The sequence below is a fragment of the Veillonellaceae bacterium genome (assembly GCA_012523975.1).
Taxonomy (GTDB): Bacteria; Bacillota; Negativicutes; order JAAYSF01; family JAAYSF01; genus JAAYSF01.
Genome location: JAAYSF010000008.1, coordinates 1 through 19,990 on the forward strand (window position 1 = coordinate 1; position 19,990 = coordinate 19,990).

The window sequence follows — 19,990 nt, forward strand, 5'->3', positions numbered from 1 at the left end:
AGTTAATTGTAGAACGTTACATTAAAACCCATAATTTTCAAATTCTTATGTAAGCTGGGTATGCCGCAAAATCGGTGCAGTGCTAAGGAGGTTTGAGTTGGTGGCAAGTTTGAAACAACGCTTGTCTAAAGCCATACAATACATAATTCCAGCCTCACTTGAGGGGCGCCTGCGGTGGGGGAGCGTTATGCTGGTATTGGTACCCAGCCTGCTATTTATCATGTTTTTTGCCGTTTACGAGCTAGCAAATAAACGACAGGAAGCTTATGATCGGTTAGAGCAGACCGTCAATTTCCGTCGCGATACCCTTATAAGCTGGGCGAAAAATAAAGGCGTGAAATTTCAGATGCTTGCTGGTACCCAGAACGCCCGTAATTTAGATCTAGCTGGGATGAAAATTGATTTTGAGGCTGCACTTGAGGCTGATGAAAAATTCAGCGATTTTATATTTGTAAACCGCGATGGTAAAGTGGAACTTGCCATAAATTATCCGCTAAATATCGATGTAGCGGACAGCGCTTATTTTCAGCGCGCGCTCGTGGGACTGCCCACACTTGCCGAGCCGGGGACAAGCCAGGTTGATGGTGAGTGGCGGCTGATATTTACCGCCCCGGTCTACGGATTTAAGGGAGAGTTTCAAGGGGCCATTCTCGGCATAATGCCGATTGCGGCTATTGATGATGTCCTAGGAACAATGGGGTTTGGAAAGACCGGCGAAACCTATTTGATGGATAATAACGGAATACGCTTTACCGTTCCGCGATTTGCAAAAGAGGAGAACTTGGATCCGTCGGCAACGGTTTGCTATCTAAAAAAAGACGAGATGCGCGGGCCGCCGATTAGTAGTTTAACGTCGTCCGGTATAACTTCATATATAAATTGCCGGGATCAGCAGGTAATCGGTGTTTATTATCCGATTAAAGAACTCAACTGGGTGATTGTCGGCGAGATAGTCGAAAGCGAAATTCTTGAACCGGTATATACGTTGATAGTCAGCATGATTGTTATGTTTCTATGTGTTCTGCTGGTTGTACTCCCGCTGACCGTTATGCTTACCAAAACCATCAAACGACCACTTGCTTATCTTTTGCTCGGCTCAGAAAGCCTCAAGAACCGCGATTATTCTTATCGGATTAATAATGATGATATTGCCAATGCGCCCAAGGATCTAAGGCAATTATGCAGCACTTTTAATCAGATGACGGCGATAGTCGCCGACCGTGGTAATTATCTAGAAGAACAAATCAGCCAACGAACGGAGGCGTTGAAGCGGGCTGTCAACAATTTACAGCAGCAAATTCACTTTCGCCGGAAAACAGAACTGCTGCTCTTGCAAAATGAGGAAAAGTACCGAATGCTTTTTGCGGCAGCGTCCGACGCCATACTAATTGCCGAGCTTTGCCCGGATGGGACGCCAGGTAAGTTTATCGAGGTAAACGAGAAGGCCTGTGAACTTCTCGGCTACAGCAAAAATGAATTATTGGAGCTGACGCCGTATGATATTGTCGCTAATCTTCGGGCTGGAGCTAAACCGGTAGTTTTAAAGCTGAACAGCTATCAGAATACAATTCTGGAAGATAGTTACATAAAAAAATCGGGTGAACTTGTATCGGTTGAGGTCAACGTTCACAAAATTCCGCTTAATGGCCGCGATGTATATTTCGCCATCGCCCGGGATAGCACGCTTCGCAAGAAGATGGAGCAAGAAATGGCCCGCTTAGAGCGGCTTAATTTAATCGGCGAAATGGCAGCCGGCATTGGCCATGAGGTGCGCAACCCCATGACAACGGTGCGGGGATTCCTGCAACTGTTGGGAAAACGCAAGGAAAATTATGACAACGCTGAATATTTCAAAGTAATGATTGAAGAACTGGACCGGGCCAATGGTATAATCACCGAGTTTCTATCCTTAGCCAAGAATAAATCGGTAGACTTAAAAATGCGCAGCTTAAACGATATTATTAGCGCAATATATCCCTTGGTAAAGGCCGATGGAATGCTGGCAAACCAGCAGATAATCGTCGAAACCGGAGCTATTCCGGAGCTATTGCTTGATGAAAAGGAAATTCGTCAACTTATCCTCAATCTTGTGCGCAACGGATTGGAGGCTATGCCGCCGAAAAAACGATTAAAGATTAAGACTTATACTGAAGGCGATGAGGTCGTGCTGGCTGTTCAGGACGAAGGGTCTGGGATCCCGGACGAACTGCTTGCTAAACTTGGAACACCGTTTTTTACCACCAAGGAAAAAGGGACCGGCCTTGGGCTGGCCGTTTGCTACAGTATTGCCAACAGACACAAAGCGACTATCATTCCTGAGACCGGTCCCAAGGGAACTACCTTCTATGTAAGGTTTAAAACCAGCTAAGAAACATACTTCAGTGTTAACTTGGCATAGGCGGTATTTATTACTAATCTCTCTACAGCGTTTAGAAGGCCGAAAATTTAGGCTAGGGAACAAAAAAGCAGGCTGCATTTTCGGCAGCCTGCTTTGAAATTAAGGGGTGCTTGTATTTAACGCAATAGATCCCATAGCTGTTTACTGACCAGCAGCGTTGTAACTGTGATAAAGAGCGGGCGCACATAGGTTGCGCCTTTGGTAATGGCCAGTCTTGTTCCGGCTAAAGCGCCGACTATCATGGCCAGACCCATTGGTATGCTGTAGTAAAAATTAATCGAACCGGCGAGACCGAAGGTAACTACTGCCGCAATATTGCTAGCGAAGTTGAGCGAGCGGGCGTTGCCTGCTGCTGTTACAAAGTCGAAGCCAATCATTAAAAAGGCGAAGATTAAGAATGAACCAGCGCCTGGGCCGAAGAAGCCGTCATAAAAGCCTAGGGTAAAGGCGGCAATCCCGCTTAATAATCCAACCTTGCGGGTCATACCCTGATAAGTTGATTCATTGCCCCAATCCTTTTTAAAGATACTATAAATAGTTACGGCAATAAGCAGGATTACCACTAGCGGCTTTAAAAACTCGGGCGGCAGTTTCTGGACGGTAATTACACCGAGTGTTGAGCCTAGCAGCGATAACGGAAATAGATATTTAATAAGGCCATAGTCGATTTTACCGGAACGCATAAATGACAAGGTACTGGTAAGACTGCCCATGACACTGGCCATCTTATTGGTGCCAAGGGCGAGGCTAGGCGGCAAACCGGTTAATAAAAGAGCCGGCAAGGATATCATACCGCCGCCGCCAACTACCGAATCAATAAAGGCGGACAAAAAACCGGCGACGATTAGAAAAGCCAGTATTTCCGGACTTAGGTTTTCCATATAAAATTGTCCTCCCGCAAAGAGCCGAATATATTGCAAAAATTAGAAAACCCGGCAAGCACCGAGTTTTGGCGAAAGCGCAAGCCGCTGGCTGCACATATGTCTGATAGACCAAAAAAAGGTGAAATGCCTGGGTGGGGCATTCACCTTTTCATTATAAACTACTTTTCGACATTACTCTACAAAAAATTTAAAAGGGCCATTATCGAAATTATTTACTCCAGACAATCACGCATTAAGTCCAGATACATCGAACAGTCAAGGTCCCAGGCGGGTTCTGTAAGATCAAGGTGCTGCTGCTCTTCATTCCAAGTAACGGCGGCATGATAGTATTCGCCTAGCTTGGTCGTATCAATATAAGGCTGGTTGTCAATTATTTCAACAGGTATCTGACGAATGCAGTTGCGCAGAGTACCTTGTTTTTCATCGTAGGTAAGTTTTAGGCCAAGTGCCTTGGCCACCGGCAGGGCCGGCAAAAAATTGCGGTCGTTTATAGTATGAATATCGCTGGATAATGGTCGGCCGTTATGAAATAGTACCGGAATTGTTAACGACAGGCTTCGGCCAAAGTCTTGCCAGGTATACTTGCCGCCAAATAAGGTTGATAGGTGATTTAGGCTGACATACACCGTACTGCCTTTAAGTTGTCCGGGTACTGATTGATATTTGCGGCTCAAAGTCCGGGTAGATTCATCCCAGGTAAGTTTGGTATTAATAGCAGCTGCCACGGCCGAAGCCGGTATATACAACTCTCCGTCGATAGCGGCAGCGTGGGCAGTAAGTTTGACCCCGTTAACGAGGAGGTTGTATACTTGGGCAAAAATTAGCTGCTGTTCGGCTTGTTCGGCGATGATTTTTTCTAAGAAAGCCGCATCGGCTAACCCATCGAGGCCTTTGGCGGCAAGGACTTCCTGCGCTACAGTTACCGAAATATCCTGATAGCCGTAGACATCCGGATAGATGCCGATTGAGGCATTGCCATTATCATCCACGCTGACTTTTATTCGATCATAAGTGATCTGAACCGGTGTATGATAGTCAACCAAATCGAAAAGTTCCTCGACATCTTCCTCATACATGCGGATGCAGCCATTAGAGATAACCCGGCCGATTGACCAGGGAATATTGGTTCCGTGGATGCCATAGGTAGGCAAAAAGCCAAGCCATCGGTAACCCAATGGATTGGCCGGGCCGGAGGGAACGAAATAGTCTTTTCCGGGGGGATACCACCACGGATTTATCACTTTGTCAATGATGTGAAACTCCCCCAACGGGGTAGGAGAATATGCGCTGCCAATAGCGACAGGGTACTCACTGAACAAATTGCCGGATTGGTAGTACTCCAGTGTCCGACTGGGTAAATTAACGACAATTCGGGATTGTACGGCGTCTCCTGATGCTAGGACAGTGAGAGGCCCGATTATGCCGTACAATACTGAAACAAAGAAATACAACAGTTTCCTCAATACCTGCACACGCTATCCCTTCTCTACTCGTTATAACACTAAGTTATATGAAGGGGTATAGCTGTGTATGATGAAAAAGAATGTCACTTTTCGACAATCCAATATTTCTTTTTATACTGATATTGCGGCTGTATCTGGGTAGTCAGCGCTGCCGTCGGCAAGCTCGGTAACTTCTTTAATTGCGCGGTGAATTATTGACAGCATATCAGCTAATTCATCGAGCGAGCTGGATAATGGCGGCATAAACACTATCACGTCGCCAACCGGGCGGATGAAAAGACCATATTTACGTGCGTGAAGACATACCTTTGCTCCGACAGCATCTGACCAGGCAAACGGTGTTTTGGTTGATTTGTCCTTCATTAACTCAATGCCTACTATCATACCGCGTTGCCGGGCTTCGCCAACGTGGCTGAGTAGATTTATTTCAGCTAGCTTAGCGCCGATTAGCGCGATTTTGGCTTCAAGACCCTCCAAAACTTGTTCGTCGCGGAATACCTTAAGATTAGCAAGCGCAGCGGCACAGGCCAGCTGATTACCGGTGTATGAATGGCCATGGTAAAAGGTGCGCTTATCGGTATGCTCGCCCAGGAAAGCGTTATAGATTTCGTCGGTTGTCAGTGTAGCAGCCAACGGCATATAGCCGGCTGTAATACCTTTCGAGATAGTCATGAAGTCGGGCGACACATTCTCATGCTCGCAGGCGAACATTTTGCCGGTACGGCCGAAGCCTGTTGCTACCTCATCGGCAATTAGCAGTACATTATATTTTTGAGTCAGTTCCCGCACCTTTTTCAAATACCCGGGTGGCGACATCAGCATGCCGGCGGCAGCTTGAACAAGCGGCTCAATAATTAGGCCGGCAATTTCATCGTGATGCTCGGCCAGCGCTTTCTCCAGCGGTTCTAGGCAGGCCATGCCGCAGGAAGCACAATCATCAGCTATTTTACAATGGTAGCAGGATGGTGAGGGAATATGGATAGGAGAGAACAACAGCGGTTTAAAAATGCGATGAAAGAGATCAATGCCGCCGACGCTTACTGTTCCGACAGTATCGCCATGATAGGCTTGGTCAAGCGCGATAAATTTTTGCTTATTAGGTTTTCCTTTAAACTGCCAGTACTGGAACGCCATTTTGAGGGCAACTTCAACAGCTGTCGAGCCGTCGTCGGAATAAAAGACTTTGCTTAAGCCGTCAGGCGCTATATTTACTAACTGCTCAGCTAACTCAGAGGCCGGGATATTAGTAAGCCCTAACATGGTAGAATGGGCTACTTTATTAAGCTGATCAATAATAGCCTGATTTATCTCCTGTTTGCGGTGGCCGTGAATATTTACCCAGAGCGAAGAAACGCCGTCGTAATATTCATTACCCTCTGTATCAATAAGCTTAATACCGTTGGCCTCGGCAATAACGGTTTGCGGTTTTTCAATCCAGTCCTTCATCTGCGTGAAAGGATGCCAAATATATTGCTTATCTTTTAATTCAATCTCGTTCATACTGATTTTCCTCCTTTTATTAGGTTAAGGATGCTAGTAATGGCCAGATGCTGCTCGGCAAGTTCGGCAAGCCCGGCGGTGCGCGCCTCGGGCACGCTAATGCCGCTGCTGCGCGGGAATTTGCCCAAAATCGGCAGGCCGGAGAGACGGGTAATATAGTCGACATTGCTATGTTCAAGGATTTCAGCTTCAGCAGCATCCCATGGATTAATAATAAAGCCCAGAACAGTTAGGCCCCGGCTGCGGGCATACTCTGCAGTAAGCAGGGCATGATTTATTGTGCCTAAGTTAGGTCTGGCGACAATGATAACCGGTAATGCTAGCTCGTTCATTAAATCAGCGACCAGGTAGTCCTCCCAAATGGGGGCAGTTATACCGCCGACTCCTTCAACCAGGCTGATTTGGCGGCTGGCTAGTACTACTTTGCAGCAGTCTGCTAGTTGGCCAGTATCAACGGTTACGCCGCTTTGGCGGGCGGCAACGGCTGGAGTCAAGGCTGGGGCCAAACATAATGGATTTACCGTTTGGCGTTCGGTTTCCGGGATACCGGCTGCCTTCATCAAAAAAGTAGCATCTTCGGCGATTAATTGACCGTCGCTGTTTCGGACGCCGCCAGAAGCAACCGGTTTTATTACGCCGACATCGAGACCGCGGTTTTTGAAAGCGGCGGTCAAAGCGCCGGTTATTACTGTTTTGCCTACTTCAGTATCGGTTGCGGTTATAAATAAACCTTTAGAAGGCATTTCATCACCTCGTCAGATAATTGCCAGCTTGCGGGCAGCAACGGTAAGCTTGTCGATGGCAGCGGCAAGCTCGGTTTGATTATGGGCCGCCGAAATTGCCAGTCGCAGCCGGCTGGCGTTTTGCGGAACAGTGGGTGGCCGGATAGCTGAAATAAGCAGCCCTTGGTTTTTTAGTTCCTTGGCTAAGTCAAGTGCTGTTTGGGCCGACCCAACCATAATGGGAATTACCGGCGTAATGCCGGGCGCGATGGTGAACCCCGCCGCAGTCAAGCGCTGCCGGACAAAGGCGGAATTTGAGGATAAAGTTTGAACAAGCTCAGGCTTAGCAGCAAGCTTAGCCAGTGCCGCAGTGGCCGCTGCAACTGTTGCTGGTGCTAGCGCTGTAGTAAAGATAAAGCTGCGGGCACGGTTTATAAGGTAGTCGATAAGTTGTCGGCTGCCGGCGGCAAATCCGCCTTCTGCACCTAGTGCTTTACTAAGCGTGCCAATTTGAACAGCAATCTTGCTCTCCAAACCGTAGTGGGCAGCTGTGCCGCGGCCGCCCGGCCCGATTACGCCGGTTGCATGAGCATCATCAACAATGACAAGGGCTTGGTACTGCTCGGCCAGGCGAACAATATCAGGTAGCGGCGCAATATCGCCATCCATACTGAATACTCCGTCAGTAACAATGAGGCGTTTACCTTTACAAGGAGTGGAGTTTAAGAGTTCGGCCAGATGCCCTGTATCAGCATGCCGGTAGACGACTATTTCCGCCTTTGATAGGCGGCAGCCGTCGATAATACTAGCGTGATTAAGTTCATCGCTGAAAATCACATCGCCGGTTGAAGCCAATGCGCTTATTGTACCGATATTGGCCATATATCCGGTATTAAACACAACAGCAGCTTCGGTCTCTTTAAAGGCGGCCAGGTTTTTTTCCAAAAGTTCATAATACGGGTGGCTGCCGGTTATAAGACGGGCGCCGCCCGAACCTGTGCCATACGTTAATACCGCTTGCACGGAAGCTTGCTGCACTGCTGGACAGTGCGTTAAACCCAGATAATTGTTAGACGCTAAATTAAGATAATTTTTAGCGCCGCTTTTAATATGTACGGCACTGATAGGTTCAAGGCTGGTTACTTCTCGGTAGAGAGCCTGCCGCCGGACAGTTTCAAGATAGTCCGCTGCAAACTGCACAACTTCCACCTCCTGGGTTAGGTGTTTTAACTAATACCGGCTGTTTCTCTAAATAAGTGATAAGGCTGTCAATATCGCTGCCGGGAACTATAAAGAAGACTCGACCGCCTACCGGACTGCCGAGCGGTTTTAAATTAGGGATGCGGATGTATTGAGCTTTTGTGGCTATATAGCCGGTAGTGTAATCGGGATCGTCAGACCAACATAGTTCAGCGGCTATATCTGGTGCTGAAGCAACTTTGGCGGCTAGCACAAGGGCCTCGCGAATATGAATATTATTTAAATTGTTGCTATCGAGCCAAGCGGTGAAGCCAGCTTCCTCGGCAATGTCCATTCGGGAAACTCTGATGCCGCGTGCTCCGGTATTATCCAGCCGTTTTCCGGTTTCCCCGCACACTAAAAGGGCGCCGCGCATACTGTCAGATAGCCCGGTTAGCATTGCCATACCTTGTCGAGCGGCCTGCGGAGAAACGCCGGCTGCAATGAGCGCATTTATAGCAGCGTTGCGCCCGGCTTCTATAGAATGGGAAGTAACAGCAGAAAGCGGCAGTAGGGGAACTTCGATAATTTGCCGGCGCGATATAGCCTCAATTTTAAGATTGACAAAATCGGCTTGGCCGCGGCTGTGAGTAAAGGCCCGATTGAGCATGGCACTTGCTGTTGCTTGGAGCTCGTCGAGGCTAACCAGACGTTCTGCGCCTGAAATATGACGTCCGCCGTTTTCATGCGCACCGTTTTCAGCAGCGCGCATCCTAATGCTATACAACATTTACAACACCTTTTCTGTTTGAGACTTGACCCGCTTAAACAGCATTACCAGCGGTAAGACTGTTAGCGCGGTGTAAAGCATGCCAGGCAAAGCCGCGATAACCAGTGGTATTGCGGCTTTGCCTAATAGTCCGCCTACGGCCAGGCGGGCAATAAATGATCCAACGGGGCCGGCCAAAATTATTACCGGCTTACTGTGGCCGAAAACGGCCAGGATGATACCGACTGAGAGGCGAAATATCAAGGCAATAGCAACATTAAATAAATTTTGTGTGCCCAAGATTAAACCAACCAGACTGGAAATCATTCCGGCTGTTATATATTTGGTGAATCCGAACACCACGCAGATGGCGACTGCCAGTGGCGCAGATAACTGAAATTCGGTACCAGGAACCAGACCGGGGATTTTAAAAATTCCGGTCACAGTTATTAAAGCAGCCAGCAGAGCTGTTTCAACAAGCCAACGGGTTCTTCCGGCCATATTATTTCGCCTGTTCCGCTCTGTCTCTGGCTGAAAGCGGTATTAAGCCCAAGTCATGAACCATTTTTATATCATCGGCAAATTGACGGCCACTTGTTGTCAGGTACCCGCCAATCAGCATGCCGTTAATGCCGCTCATCAGGGCCATAGCTTGAAGATCGCCAAGATTATATTCGCGGCCGCCGGCGGTACGAATGCCGCAGGCGGGCAAAATAAACCGGAAAATCGCAAAGGTCTTTAAAATTTCCCGTTTGGCCAGCGCCGGTTGATCAGCCAGTTTTGTACCTTGGATGGGGTTGAGAATGTTGATGGGCATTGAACTTATGTCAAAGGATTTCACTTCAAATGCCATATCGATGCGATCAGCCATGCTTTCACCTAAACCGATAATGCCGCCGACGCAAAGCTCCAGACCGGCCTCTTTAGCGACTTTGATGGTTGCCGCCCGCTCTTGATAAGTATGGGTTGTGCAGATCTGGTCATAGTAGCCGGAACTGGTTTCGACATTATGATGATAACGGCTGACGCCGACTTCGACGAGGGCTTTGGCATTCTCGGGCGACAAGATGCCAAGTGAGGCGCATATCTCTAATTTTGTTTCGGCTTTTATTCGAGACAGTGCTTCAATAATCTTAGGGAAATCATTATCGCCGTCTGCGCCGCGGCCGCTGGTCACTATACTGAAGCGAAGCGCGCCGCCGGCCTCAGCTTTTTTTGCGGCTGCTACAAAATCATCGGCGCTCATCAAAGGATAAACGTTAATAGCCGCTTTATGATGGGCTGACTGGGCGCAAAAGGCACAGTTTTCCGGGCACAGGCCCGACCGGCCGTTAACAATCGAACAAAGATCAACTTCATCGCCGACGAAATGGCGGCGAATTTTATCGGCCATGGCCAATAAAAACGGCAGGTCACAGTCCGGCAGGGCCGCCAGCTGCAGCGCTTCCTCCTTTGTTACCTGTCCGCCTTCAAGCACCTTTTTTCCTAAATCCATAATTAAATTGATATGCTTCACAATAAACCTCCCGTATGTATTAATCGTAAACCTAAAATGTGATATTGGTTAACTATCATGACAAAATAAATCGTTAACAGATAAATTTATATCGGTTAACGATTATATTATAAGGTATTAATAAACCCTTGTAAACATCTATGCTTTTCAGAAAAATATTTACCTTGTCTGCAGGGAATAGTAAAATAGTACTCGGTTCGAGTTTCTTATGATAGGAAGTATTGATATGGCCAGTTCTAAGCGGTTTGTAATTGTTCGCCTGAGTTCAATCGGTGATGTTTTGCACTGCACACCGGTAGCGCGGGCGCTCAAAGAAAAATTTCCAACTTGTCACATTACTTGGATAGTGGGGCAGGTTTCATTTCCCATGCTTGAGGCCAACCCGTATATTGATGAGGTATACATATGGTCCCGGGAACGCTGGGAAAAACTCATGCGTCAAGGCAAGCTGACAGAAGCTTGGCAAATGTGGCGTCAGCTTAAAAGAGACATGGCCGAGCGGGAGTTTGATGTTGCCCTTGATATTCATGGACTGTTTTTAAGCGGTTTGGTTACCAAAGCGACAGGCGCTCCGCGGCGGATTGGGCTAAGCGGTAATAAAGAGCCTAACGGACTGTTTATGACCGAGCAGGTTCCTGCTTTGCCGCAGGACGTTCATGTAATTCAGCGTTATCTAAGTATTTTGCGTCCCTTCGGCATAAATACTAAGCAATATGATATGACCTTATGCCTGACCGATGCGGCAAAGAACTTTGCCGCCAAGTTTTTGAACGAACACAATATTACCCCAGAGGACAAGCTTGTTATAATCAATCCGGCAACTACTTGGCTGTCTAAAAATTGGCCGGCTGAGTTTTTTGCAAGTACGGCTGATTCACTGGCGGTCGATGCAAAGTTGATTTTGTGCGGCGGGCCAGGCGACAGAACATTAGCCGATAAAGTTTTAGCCTGCACCAAAGCGTCGATTATTGACGCAGTTGGCAAAACAAGTCTTCTAGAGATGGCAGCCTTATTAGGGCGGGCAAACCTTTTGATCGTCGGTGATACTGGACCACTCCATATGGCTGTCGCCCTTGGTGTACCGACTGTCAGTGTTTTTGGGCCAACCGATCCGGCCAGATTTGGTCCGCTGCCGCGCGGCCATGTTGTTTTCCGCAGTAAAGCAGGATGCATGCCCTGCCATAAAACAGTCTGTTCCCAAAAAGATATGCGCTGCATGAGAAGCATGAGACCTGAAATAGTGGTGAGCGCCGCCCGGAGGATACTAAACGGACGAGGCGGGCTTTAAGCAATATCAATTTAGTCAGAGGTGAGCAATATCTATTCTCGCGCCTGGGTTGATATTTTAAATAAGGTTGACGATTTCATGGCCAAATCTTCTGGCATTGTTTGGTTTCGTGGTCATAGCAGTTCCAAGCATTTACTAAAATCCGGGCTGTTTCGGACAAATTTGTCGTCAATGTCCGACTACCTGGCATTGGAAAGCAAGTATTATCATTATTATAAGAGTTTGGGTTATTTGCTGCATGATAATGCCGAGGGTTGGGAACTGGTGTATTCGCTACAGCATCATGGCGGCAGGACAAGGCTGCTGGATTGGTCGGAGAGCTTTGGAACAGCGTTATATTTCGCCTTGGCTAACTGGACAGGCGAGGGAGCAGCGGTGTGGATGCTTGACCCGCTTGAATTAAACTATCTTGCTGTCGGCGAAAAGACGATAATCTCACCAGCACTATCTACGATTGCTTATCCGGATGCCTATTCATCAGGCGACGCCGTGCCTTCGATTGCTATTTACCCAATTAAAAATACGCAGCGTATTTGCTCCCAACTTGGCGTATTTACTGTACAGGGAAATTATCTTGAGCCGCTTGACAAGGAATTTGGGGGAAGGCTTGTTCAAGATGGTCGGCTTGAAGCAGTAATGCTTACTGCTGATGTTCGCCAAGATGCGCTGCGCTATATTAAGCAGAATGGGATTAGCCATTTTTCCTTATTTCCTGATCTTGACGGTTTAGCCGCGCATCTTAATAATACTCTGATCAAACAATCGTAAGCTGCAAGGGTGGAGACAAACTGCCAGCTAAATAACAGAGCTGGCTTTTTTGTTTTTTTTACAGCCGCGATGTGGTAAACTATATTAGTCTGCAACTTTTCAAAAAGCGAAGCCGACTGTCTGGCTTTGGCATAGATTTTTTAGCGGAGGTTTAGTATGGTAAGTAAAGCTGAATTGAGTTCGGAGATTAAGCGGCGCCGAACTTTTGCGATAATATCTCACCCTGACGCCGGTAAAACAACGCTCACCGAGAAATTGCTGCTATACGGAGGCGCGATTCACCTCGCGGGCTCAGTTAAGGCCCGGAAGGCTCAGCGTCATGCGGTGTCTGACTGGATGGAGATTGAAAAGCAGCGTGGTATTTCAGTAACATCCAGTGTGCTGCAATTTGATTACGAGGGCTACCGTATCAACATCCTGGATACCCCTGGTCACGAAGACTTTAGTGAAGACACCTATAGGACCCTTATGGCTGTCGACAGTGCTGTCATGCTTATTGACGTAGCTAAAGGCGTAGAGACTCAGACTAAAAAGTTATTTAAGGTCTGCAAACAGCGCGGTATTCCAATCTTCACTTTTATCAATAAACTTGACCGTCATGGTAAAAATCCGTTTGAACTTATGGAAGAAATCGAAAAAGTTCTCGACATTAAAAGCTATCCCATGAATTGGCCAATTGGGATTGATGGTGACTATAAAGGTGTTTACAACCGTCACTTATCCCAAATCGAGCTGTTCGAGAGCAGCGGTTCTCATGGCCAGTGGGTCATGCCTTCGACCAAAGGCAGTGTTGATGATCCTGCCTTTACCGAGATAATCGGAGCAGATGTTCATAAGGCGCTCTGTGATGATATTGAGCTACTGGACATGGCCGGCGACGAGTTTGACCTTGAACAGGTGCTCAAAGGCGAACTTACGCCAATATTCTTTGGCAGTGCCATGACCAACTTTGGCGTGCAGCCTTTCTTAGAAGAGTTTTTGCGGCTTGCTCCCGCGCCGGCATCTCGGCCAACTTCGGAAGGCAAGATTGAGCCTGAGAACGAGCAATTTTCAGCCTTTGTTTTTAAAATCCAGGCAAATATGAATCCGGCTCACCGTGACAGGCTGGCTTTCATTCGCATTTGTTCGGGTAAGTTTGAGCGCGGTATGACGGTAAATCATGTTAACACCGGCAAAAAGCTCAAACTTAGTCAGCCTCAGCAGTTCTTGGCACAGGATCGGGCGATAATTGACGATGCTTATCCCGGTGATATCGTCGGCCTGTTTGATCCCGGTGCTCTTGGCATTGGCGATACGCTTACCGGTGATGGGGAAAAGTTTACATTCGAGGAATTTCCGGTATTCCCGCCTGAACGGTTTGCCCGGGTTCAGGCCAAGGATACTATGAAACGCAAACAATTTCTGAAAGGGATTAACCAGTTGGCCCAAGAAGGTGCAATTCAGGTATTCCGTCAGGAAGATGCCGGGATGGAATCATTCATTATCGGCGCGGTTGGTCAGCTCCAGTTTGATGTATTGGAATATCGTCTGAAAGGTGAGTACGGTGCCGACCTCCTCATGAACTTCCTCGGCTACGAAGTAGCACGCTGGCTGGACGGTGAAAATCTGAATGTAAAAACCATGAAGGGTATGGACCGGGCGATGATTGTCCGCGATGCAAAAGGACGGCTGGTTGCCCTCTTCCCGAATGAATGGTCACTCCAGTGGTCAATGGATAATAATCCGAAAGTGCAATTTTTGCTGGCTCCGCCGGCTATAATTGAAGAATAGTTTAAAAAAACCTGCCGAGCTGATGGGATAACCTAGCAGCTCGGCAGGTTTTTTTAAACATATATCAAAGTCAAGTAATGTACAATGTTTAAAGGCGCTATAGCATACGCAATTTAAAGAGATTACGTGGAGGGGATATAATGTTGTCCGCATTAAGGAACCAAGCCTTTCTAAAATGGGGTATTACCGGCTTGCTATTGATTACGATGGCGGGGACTTTAAGCGGCTGCAGTAAGCAGGCCAGCGCACCGGCTGATGTCTGGGGGCGGGCAGAGGCTAAAGAGGTAGATATCAATACTAAAGTTCCCGGACGGGTAATTGAACTGCTTGTTAAAGAAGGCGATAAAGTTGAGCAAGGTCAGCTGCTAGCCCGGATTGATGCTCGGGATCTGATTGCTAAGGCCGAACAGGCTAAAGCCGGAGTAGAAGCCCTAAAGGCCCAGCTTCGGCAGGCGGGCACGGTAACTTCGCTGCATGATCAAACAAGTAAGGCGACGTTAGCGGCGGCTGAGGCGCAGCTGACTAAGGCCCGGGCTGACTTGGCTCTGGCCGAAAAGGACTACAGCCGGTTTAAAGAATTAGCTGCTACTGGAGCAGTGTCGCAGCAGGCATTTGATAATTCCCGTCTTAAATATGATGTTGCAAAAGCGACCTATATGCAAGCCCAGTCATCGCTGGCATCAGCGCAGGCTGGGTTATTACAGACTCAAGCTAATCAAGATAACGAGACCGCTGTGCAAAATAAAATTGCCCAAGCTGAGGCTCAATTACAGGAAATCCAGGTATATTTAGATGAGACTGAGCTGCGGGCTCCATTTGCTGGTATTATCACTGAAAAATATATCGAAGCAGGGGCAATGGTATCAACCGGAACGCCGATTGTCGCAATTCAAGACCCGAATGACAACTGGATTAATATCAAAGTTAAAGAAACGGAATTGAGCAAATACCAAATTAATAATATCGTTAGTTTGGAAGGCAAAGATCCGGGCCTACAGCTGACCGGGACTATCGTTGATATTAGTAAGAAACCGGAATTTGCCACTTACCGCGCTACTAATGAGCGGGGCGAGACCGATATTATTACCTTTAATATTAAAATTCAGGTTAATTCTGACCAAGTGCGGCCGGGAATGCGGTTCCGTTTGGTGGGTGGTGGCTGATAGCATGACTTTTTGGCAGGTGGCAAAAAAAGAGCTGCAGCGGATGTTCATTAAAGAACGCAAGATAGCGATGCTGTTAATCGGAATTCCGATAATTTACTCTGTGCTGTTCGGTCTAGTATATAAAGAAAATGCCGTAAAGTATATGCCGACTGTTGTGTATGATCAGGATCAGACTCCGTTAAGCCGCAGTCTTAGTCAAGCTTTTGGCGACTCTGAACGCTATAATATTGTCGCATATGTCCAATCTCAGGAGGAAGTTGAAGAATATTTACGCGAAGGGCGGGCCGAGGTAGCGGTCGTTATACCGGCTAAATTTACGCGCGATATTAAACGGGGCGCGGGTACTGAGGTTCTGGTAGTTGTTGATGGGACTAACCTGCTGTTCGCCAACTCGGTAATAAGTTCAGCCCAGGAGATTGTCCAGACATTTTCGGCAGGAGTAGGTATGAATCTTATTGAGGCGATCGGACAAATGCCGAATGAGGCTCTAAATAAGACAGTTCCTATTCAATTTGGGGTTCGTATCTTAAATAACCCGACTTTTGCTTATAGCCATTTTATTTTAGCAGGAATTGGAGCTTACGGCTTGCAGCTGGGAATAATGCTGGCTATCTGCACGGCGCTTAACCGCGAATATAAACGCCTAAATGATTGGCATGGTGTATCTTCAATCCGGCTAGTTTTAGGTAAGCTGTTTCCCTACTGGGCTGTGGGGGTTGCTGCTTTTGTGATTTATATGCTGATTGTTGTACACATTTTCAACCTTCCGTTTAAGGGCAGTATTATTAGCCTGATGCTGAGCGGGGCGGCTTTTGTTTTGGCTGTTGTTGCGGTGGGCGGTCTTTTCTCGGCAGCTGCGCCTAATGAGGTATATGCTGTTCAATTACCGATGATATATATCATGCCGGCCCTGCTGTTCAGCGGCTATATCTGGCCACATTTGGCGATGAATGAATTCAGCCTGGCTTTTTCTAAAATTTTGCCGCTGACATATATGGCGGATAATGTGCGCGATTTAATGCTAAGCGGCTATGCGCCCTTTCTATTCCGTGATATTGCTATCCTAAGCGTATTTAGCGTAGTACTGCTGGCTGTTTCCACCCTAATATTCGCCAAGCGGCGCAGCAGATATGAACAAGCTTAAATGGTTTAGCAACGGTGGGGAGGTGTATTATGAAGTTTTTGCAGGTATTTAAGCGGGAACTGCGCCAATTGTTTCTTAAAGATTCTAAGCGGGCGTGTTACCTTTTTGGCGCATCGGTAGTTTACGTTGTGCTGTTTGGTCTTTTATATATGACTGGTGTAGTTAACTATGTGCCTATGGTAGTCTATGATCAGGATCAGACCCAACTTAGCCGATCGCTAATCCAGGCTTACGAGGATTCTGATCGCTACGAAGTTGTGGCTTATGTGACAAGCCAGGAGGAAATGGAAAGCTATCTGCAAAACAAAACAGCCTTTGCAGCGCTAGCCATCCCTCCTGATTTTGCGCGTGACATAAAGCTTGGCCGAGCTTCGCGGATACTATTAGAAGCGAATGGGGCCAATATTATTATTGCCAATACAATAATGAGTTCGGCGCAAGAGATAATGATGGAATTCTCCGCGAGTGTCGGCAAAAGCTTGGTTGAAACAATCGGCCAGCTGCCCGATCAATCGCTCAACCGAGCCGCGCCAATCGACTTTCGGCTAAGAGTGCTCAACAATCCTATCCTAAGCTATCTGGAGTTTTTTGTACTGGGAGTAGCTATGGCAGCGCTGCAGCAGGGCATACTGCTGTCAGTGGGATCTAGCATGACTAATGAGAACTTCGAAGAATTCCGCGACACAAAACCGGTTGTGATGTTACTGGGGAAACTTATTCCTTACTGGCTGGGCGGAATCTTGTCCTATGTAATGGCGCTGTTGATTGCCGTTCAAGGATTCGGCATTCCCTGCCGTGGGAGTTTTATAAGCCTTGTCCTTATCGGAGCGGTATTCGCGGCAACTGTTGCTGTCATGGGCAGTTTAATGGCCCTTATCTGCAAAGATGAAGTTGGCTTTACTCAACTGTCACTTTCCTATACTGTGCCGGCCTTTATCTATTCGGGTTATACCTGGCCGTTGCATGCTATGGACAGCTTGAGTACAGCATTGGCTTCAGTGTTCCCCATCACCTATATGGCCGGTAATGTCCGTGACATAATGCTGGCTGGCTATGCGCCAATGTTCTATGGCGATGTCTTTACTTTATTAGCAGCCGGATTGGTGCTGTTTATCATTGCATTAAGGTTGTATAGCCGAAAAGCTAAGTTGCGAATAAGCAGAGATCAGACTGCTGTTGTTTAACGGAGTTAGTAATCAGTCTATCCTTCTGTCGTTAAATTACGATGCGGGCAGGATTTTTTGCAGTATTATAAGAAAAACTAAAAGAATCAGGAAACTAAAAAGCAGGCCGAAGCCTGCTAGATAGGTGGAATTAGAGTGATATACGGATGTATTAGAAACATTGATGATGAGAAACAGCAATTTTCAGCAAGACTGCAAAAAGGACTGGAATTCATTAAAAACAGCGATTTTACTAAAATGGCTGAAGGGCGGTATGAAATCGATGGTGACAATATTTATGCCACTGTTGCCGATTATGATACCGAGCCGAAAAATCAGAGACGTCCCGAAGCTCACCGTAAATATCTTGATATCCAATACCTTGCTGCTGGTGAGGAATATATCGGCTGCAGCTTTCTGTCGGAACAAAATGAGCTTCTGGAAGACTATGATGAAGCCCGCGATCTTGTTTTTTACAAGAATGCCGTTGATGAAGCCGATATTTTGCTAAATCCAGGTGTTTATGCAATATTGCTGCCGTCTGACGTTCACCGGCCGGGGTGTGCTGTAAAGGCGCCCGGTAAAGTCAGAAAGGTAGTTGTAAAAATTAAATTATAATTAAAGCTTGGCTGCTACAGCATCGCCCATTTCGCTAGTGCTATTTTGCCCGCCCATGTCGCGGGTTTTTATTTTGCCTTCAGCGCAGACTTCAGAAATGGCCTTCATAATACGGTCGGCGGCGTTTTGCTCGCCGAGATGCTCAAGCATCATCTGTCCAGCCCAGATAGTAGCGATAGGATTGGCGATACCCTTGCCGGCAATATCAGGAGCCGAGCCGTGGATGGGCTCAAACATTGATGGATAGTCTTTTTCCGGGTTGATGTTGGCCCCAGGAACAAAGCCAAGACCGCCTTGCAGTCCTGCGCCAAGATCGGTTAAGATGTCGCCAAAGAGATTAGAGGCAACAACAACATCGAAACGCTCAGGGTTTGTTACCATGAACATTGCCATAGCGTCAACAAGCACTTTGCGAGTCTGGACATCCTCGTATTTCTGCGCCATTTCGGCAAAGATTTTATCCCAAAAAACCATTGAATGCTTTAAGGCATTTGACTTGGTAATGCTGGCTAACTGGCCGCGGCGTTTCCTCGCCAACTCGAAGGCATAACGCATGGCTCGCTCAGTGCCCTTGCGGGTGAAGATATTTGTCTGCATTACCGTTTCTTCTGTTGTATCAGGCATAAAGGTGCCGCCAATGTCACCATATTCACCTTCGGTATTTTCGCGGACAAAAACCATATCAATATCCTGCGGTCCTTTATTCTTAAGAGGACAGTCTACGCCAGGGAGAAGCTTTATGGGGCGGAGATTGATATATTGGTTGAAGCCCTGCCTGATTTTAAAAACTACTTGTCCTACGCCAATATGGTCGGCGATATCGGGATGGCCGATGGCGCCTAAATATATAGCATCAAACTGGCGCAGGATATCAAGTGCATTTCCGGGCATCATCTGGTTATGTTCAAAATAATAATCCGAGCCCCAAGGATAAGTGGTCGTTTCGAGTTTGAAGGTTCCATCGAGTTGGCTGGCTTGGTGAAGAACTTTCATTCCCTCTGGAATAACTTCTTTGCCGACACCGTCACCGGGGAGTAAAGCAATTTTATATGTTTTCATAATAAGCCTCCTATGTATTAGTGCATCTAACGGAATTATATCCATAAATTCGATAACATAAGCGCAGCGAAACTCATGAGCTATATAGTAGTTAAACATTTGAAATCTAAGTCCTGCCTTTAACTGAAAGGCATAACGTCGTAATATAATAAAATATTTTGGCTTCTTTGTATAATTACTGACTAACAGTATAAAATATGGAAGGTAAAACAATATTAAGATGTTATTGACATAATGAGAAAACTTGTGCTAATATATACAAAGTCGCCGCAACAAGCGGTAACAACTGACAAATAATATATATGTTGACAGAATTTCTAAATTATATCGACATATATATATATATATATATATATTGCCGCCGCCAAAAGTGGCTGCAAAAAAGGTATTGACACAACAAAATGGTTGTGGTAACCTAATGAAGGTCGTCAGGTGCAAACAGCCCGCACGACAATGATGTTCCTTGAAAACTGAACAATGTAAGGTTAAACAATATGCCAGATGTGCGGTGCTTTTCGAAGCACAACTAATAATTTCTTTATTGATTTTAAGAGCCATCAAGGCTCCAATAATATAACTTTAT

At 46.8% G+C, this 19,990-nt stretch carries 17 protein-coding genes; 8 read left to right on the top strand and 9 right to left on the bottom strand.

The window, feature by feature from the left end; all coding sequences use genetic code 11:
• The first annotated feature begins 100 nt into the window (after window positions 1-100).
• Window positions 101-2,368, top strand: a complete 2,268-nt coding sequence (locus GX348_01275) for a PAS domain S-box protein (protein NLP40819.1) — start codon at window positions 101-103, stop codon at window positions 2,366-2,368.
• A 146-nt stretch (window positions 2,369-2,514) separates the two neighbouring features.
• Here the strand turns inward: GX348_01275 and GX348_01280 are convergent, their stop codons facing one another.
• The 8 genes from GX348_01280 to bioB all read right to left on the bottom strand — a co-directional run bounded on the left by GX348_01280 (window position 2,515) and on the right by bioB (window position 10,410).
• Entirely contained in the window at window positions 2,515-3,279 is a 765-nt protein-coding gene (locus GX348_01280; GenBank protein ID NLP40820.1) for a TSUP family transporter, read from the bottom strand.
• Between the two features lie 215 nt (window positions 3,280-3,494).
• Window positions 3,495-4,754 (bottom strand): L,D-transpeptidase family protein, encoded by a 1,260-nt coding sequence (locus tag GX348_01285; GenBank protein ID NLP40821.1) that lies wholly within the window; start codon window positions 4,752-4,754, stop codon window positions 3,495-3,497.
• Window positions 4,755-4,856: 102 nt separating this feature from the next.
• Window positions 4,857-6,245 (bottom strand): adenosylmethionine--8-amino-7-oxononanoate transaminase, encoded by a 1,389-nt coding sequence (gene bioA / locus GX348_01290; GenBank protein ID NLP40822.1) that lies wholly within the window; start codon window positions 6,243-6,245, stop codon window positions 4,857-4,859.
• Window positions 6,242-6,988, bottom strand: a complete 747-nt coding sequence (gene bioD, locus GX348_01295; protein NLP40823.1) for a dethiobiotin synthase — start codon at window positions 6,986-6,988, stop codon at window positions 6,242-6,244. The genes bioA and bioD overlap by 4 nt, the downstream gene beginning before the upstream one ends.
• Before the next feature lie 12 nt (window positions 6,989-7,000).
• A complete protein-coding gene (gene bioF / locus GX348_01300) occupies window positions 7,001-8,167 on the bottom strand; it encodes an 8-amino-7-oxononanoate synthase (protein NLP40824.1) in 1,167 nt (388 codons plus the stop codon).
• On the bottom strand, window positions 8,142-8,936 hold the full coding sequence (locus GX348_01305) for a 6-carboxyhexanoate--CoA ligase (GenBank protein ID NLP40825.1): 795 nt from the start codon (window positions 8,934-8,936) through the stop codon (window positions 8,142-8,144). Before GX348_01305 ends, bioF begins: the two co-directional genes overlap by 26 nt.
• Entirely contained in the window at window positions 8,937-9,416 is a 480-nt protein-coding gene (locus GX348_01310; GenBank protein NLP40826.1) for a hypothetical protein, read from the bottom strand. It lies immediately after the preceding gene.
• Between the two features lies 1 nt (window position 9,417).
• Window positions 9,418-10,410 carry a biotin synthase BioB gene (gene bioB / locus GX348_01315; GenBank protein ID NLP40827.1) on the bottom strand — a complete coding sequence of 331 codons (993 nt, stop codon included), beginning with the start codon at window positions 10,408-10,410 and terminating at the stop codon, window positions 9,418-9,420.
• Between the two features lie 247 nt (window positions 10,411-10,657).
• Here bioB and GX348_01320 point away from each other — a divergent pair, with 247 nt between their 5' ends.
• The 7 genes from GX348_01320 to GX348_01350 all read left to right on the top strand — a co-directional run bounded on the left by GX348_01320 (window position 10,658) and on the right by GX348_01350 (window position 18,348).
• On the top strand, window positions 10,658-11,719 hold the full coding sequence (locus GX348_01320; GenBank protein ID NLP40828.1) for a glycosyltransferase family 9 protein: 1,062 nt from the start codon (window positions 10,658-10,660) through the stop codon (window positions 11,717-11,719).
• A gap of 21 nt (window positions 11,720-11,740) precedes the next feature.
• Window positions 11,741-12,487, top strand: coding sequence for an FRG domain-containing protein (locus GX348_01325; protein NLP40829.1), 747 nt, complete (start codon window positions 11,741-11,743; stop codon window positions 12,485-12,487).
• Window positions 12,488-12,643: 156 nt separating this feature from the next.
• Window positions 12,644-14,257 (top strand): peptide chain release factor 3, encoded by a 1,614-nt coding sequence (locus GX348_01330; protein ID NLP40830.1) that lies wholly within the window; start codon window positions 12,644-12,646, stop codon window positions 14,255-14,257.
• Between the two features lie 140 nt (window positions 14,258-14,397).
• Window positions 14,398-15,420 (top strand): HlyD family efflux transporter periplasmic adaptor subunit, encoded by a 1,023-nt coding sequence (locus tag GX348_01335; GenBank protein ID NLP40831.1) that lies wholly within the window; start codon window positions 14,398-14,400, stop codon window positions 15,418-15,420.
• A 4-nt stretch (window positions 15,421-15,424) separates the two neighbouring features.
• Window positions 15,425-16,567: an ABC transporter permease gene (locus GX348_01340; protein ID NLP40832.1), complete on the top strand. Its 1,143-nt coding sequence runs from the start codon at window positions 15,425-15,427 to the stop codon at window positions 16,565-16,567.
• Between the two features lie 29 nt (window positions 16,568-16,596).
• Window positions 16,597-17,751, top strand: a complete 1,155-nt coding sequence (locus tag GX348_01345) for an ABC transporter permease (protein NLP40833.1) — start codon at window positions 16,597-16,599, stop codon at window positions 17,749-17,751.
• A gap of 135 nt (window positions 17,752-17,886) precedes the next feature.
• Window positions 17,887-18,348 (top strand): DUF386 domain-containing protein, encoded by a 462-nt coding sequence (locus GX348_01350; GenBank protein NLP40834.1) that lies wholly within the window; start codon window positions 17,887-17,889, stop codon window positions 18,346-18,348.
• Here the strand turns inward: GX348_01350 and GX348_01355 are convergent, their stop codons facing one another.
• Window positions 18,349-19,407, bottom strand: a complete 1,059-nt coding sequence (locus GX348_01355; protein ID NLP40835.1) for a tartrate dehydrogenase — start codon at window positions 19,405-19,407, stop codon at window positions 18,349-18,351.
• Between the last annotated feature and the right edge of the window lie 583 nt (window positions 19,408-19,990).

What these genes read in the sequence shown, in the direction of transcription:
- GX348_01280 (NLP40820.1), bottom strand. Translation starts at nt 3,279, where the DNA reads ATGGAAAACCTAAGTCCGGAAATACTGGCTTTTCTAATCGTCGCCGGT.
- GX348_01320 (NLP40828.1), top strand. Translation starts at nt 10,658, where the DNA reads ATGGCCAGTTCTAAGCGGTTTGTAATTGTTCGCCTGAGTTCAATCGGT.
- bioA (NLP40822.1), bottom strand. Translation starts at nt 6,245, where the DNA reads ATGAACGAGATTGAATTAAAAGATAAGCAATATATTTGGCATCCTTTC.
- bioD (NLP40823.1), bottom strand. Translation starts at nt 6,988, where the DNA reads ATGCCTTCTAAAGGTTTATTTATAACCGCAACCGATACTGAAGTAGGC.
- bioB (NLP40827.1), bottom strand. Translation starts at nt 10,410, where the DNA reads ATGGATTTAGGAAAAAAGGTGCTTGAAGGCGGACAGGTAACAAAGGAG.
- GX348_01330 (NLP40830.1), top strand. Translation starts at nt 12,644, where the DNA reads ATGGTAAGTAAAGCTGAATTGAGTTCGGAGATTAAGCGGCGCCGAACT.
- GX348_01345 (NLP40833.1), top strand. Translation starts at nt 16,597, where the DNA reads ATGAAGTTTTTGCAGGTATTTAAGCGGGAACTGCGCCAATTGTTTCTT.
- GX348_01355 (NLP40835.1), bottom strand. Translation starts at nt 19,407, where the DNA reads ATGAAAACATATAAAATTGCTTTACTCCCCGGTGACGGTGTCGGCAAA.
- GX348_01340 (NLP40832.1), top strand. Translation starts at nt 15,425, where the DNA reads ATGACTTTTTGGCAGGTGGCAAAAAAAGAGCTGCAGCGGATGTTCATT.
- GX348_01305 (NLP40825.1), bottom strand. Translation starts at nt 8,936, where the DNA reads ATGTTGTATAGCATTAGGATGCGCGCTGCTGAAAACGGTGCGCATGAA.
- GX348_01335 (NLP40831.1), top strand. Translation starts at nt 14,398, where the DNA reads ATGTTGTCCGCATTAAGGAACCAAGCCTTTCTAAAATGGGGTATTACC.
- GX348_01310 (NLP40826.1), bottom strand. Translation starts at nt 9,416, where the DNA reads ATGGCCGGAAGAACCCGTTGGCTTGTTGAAACAGCTCTGCTGGCTGCT.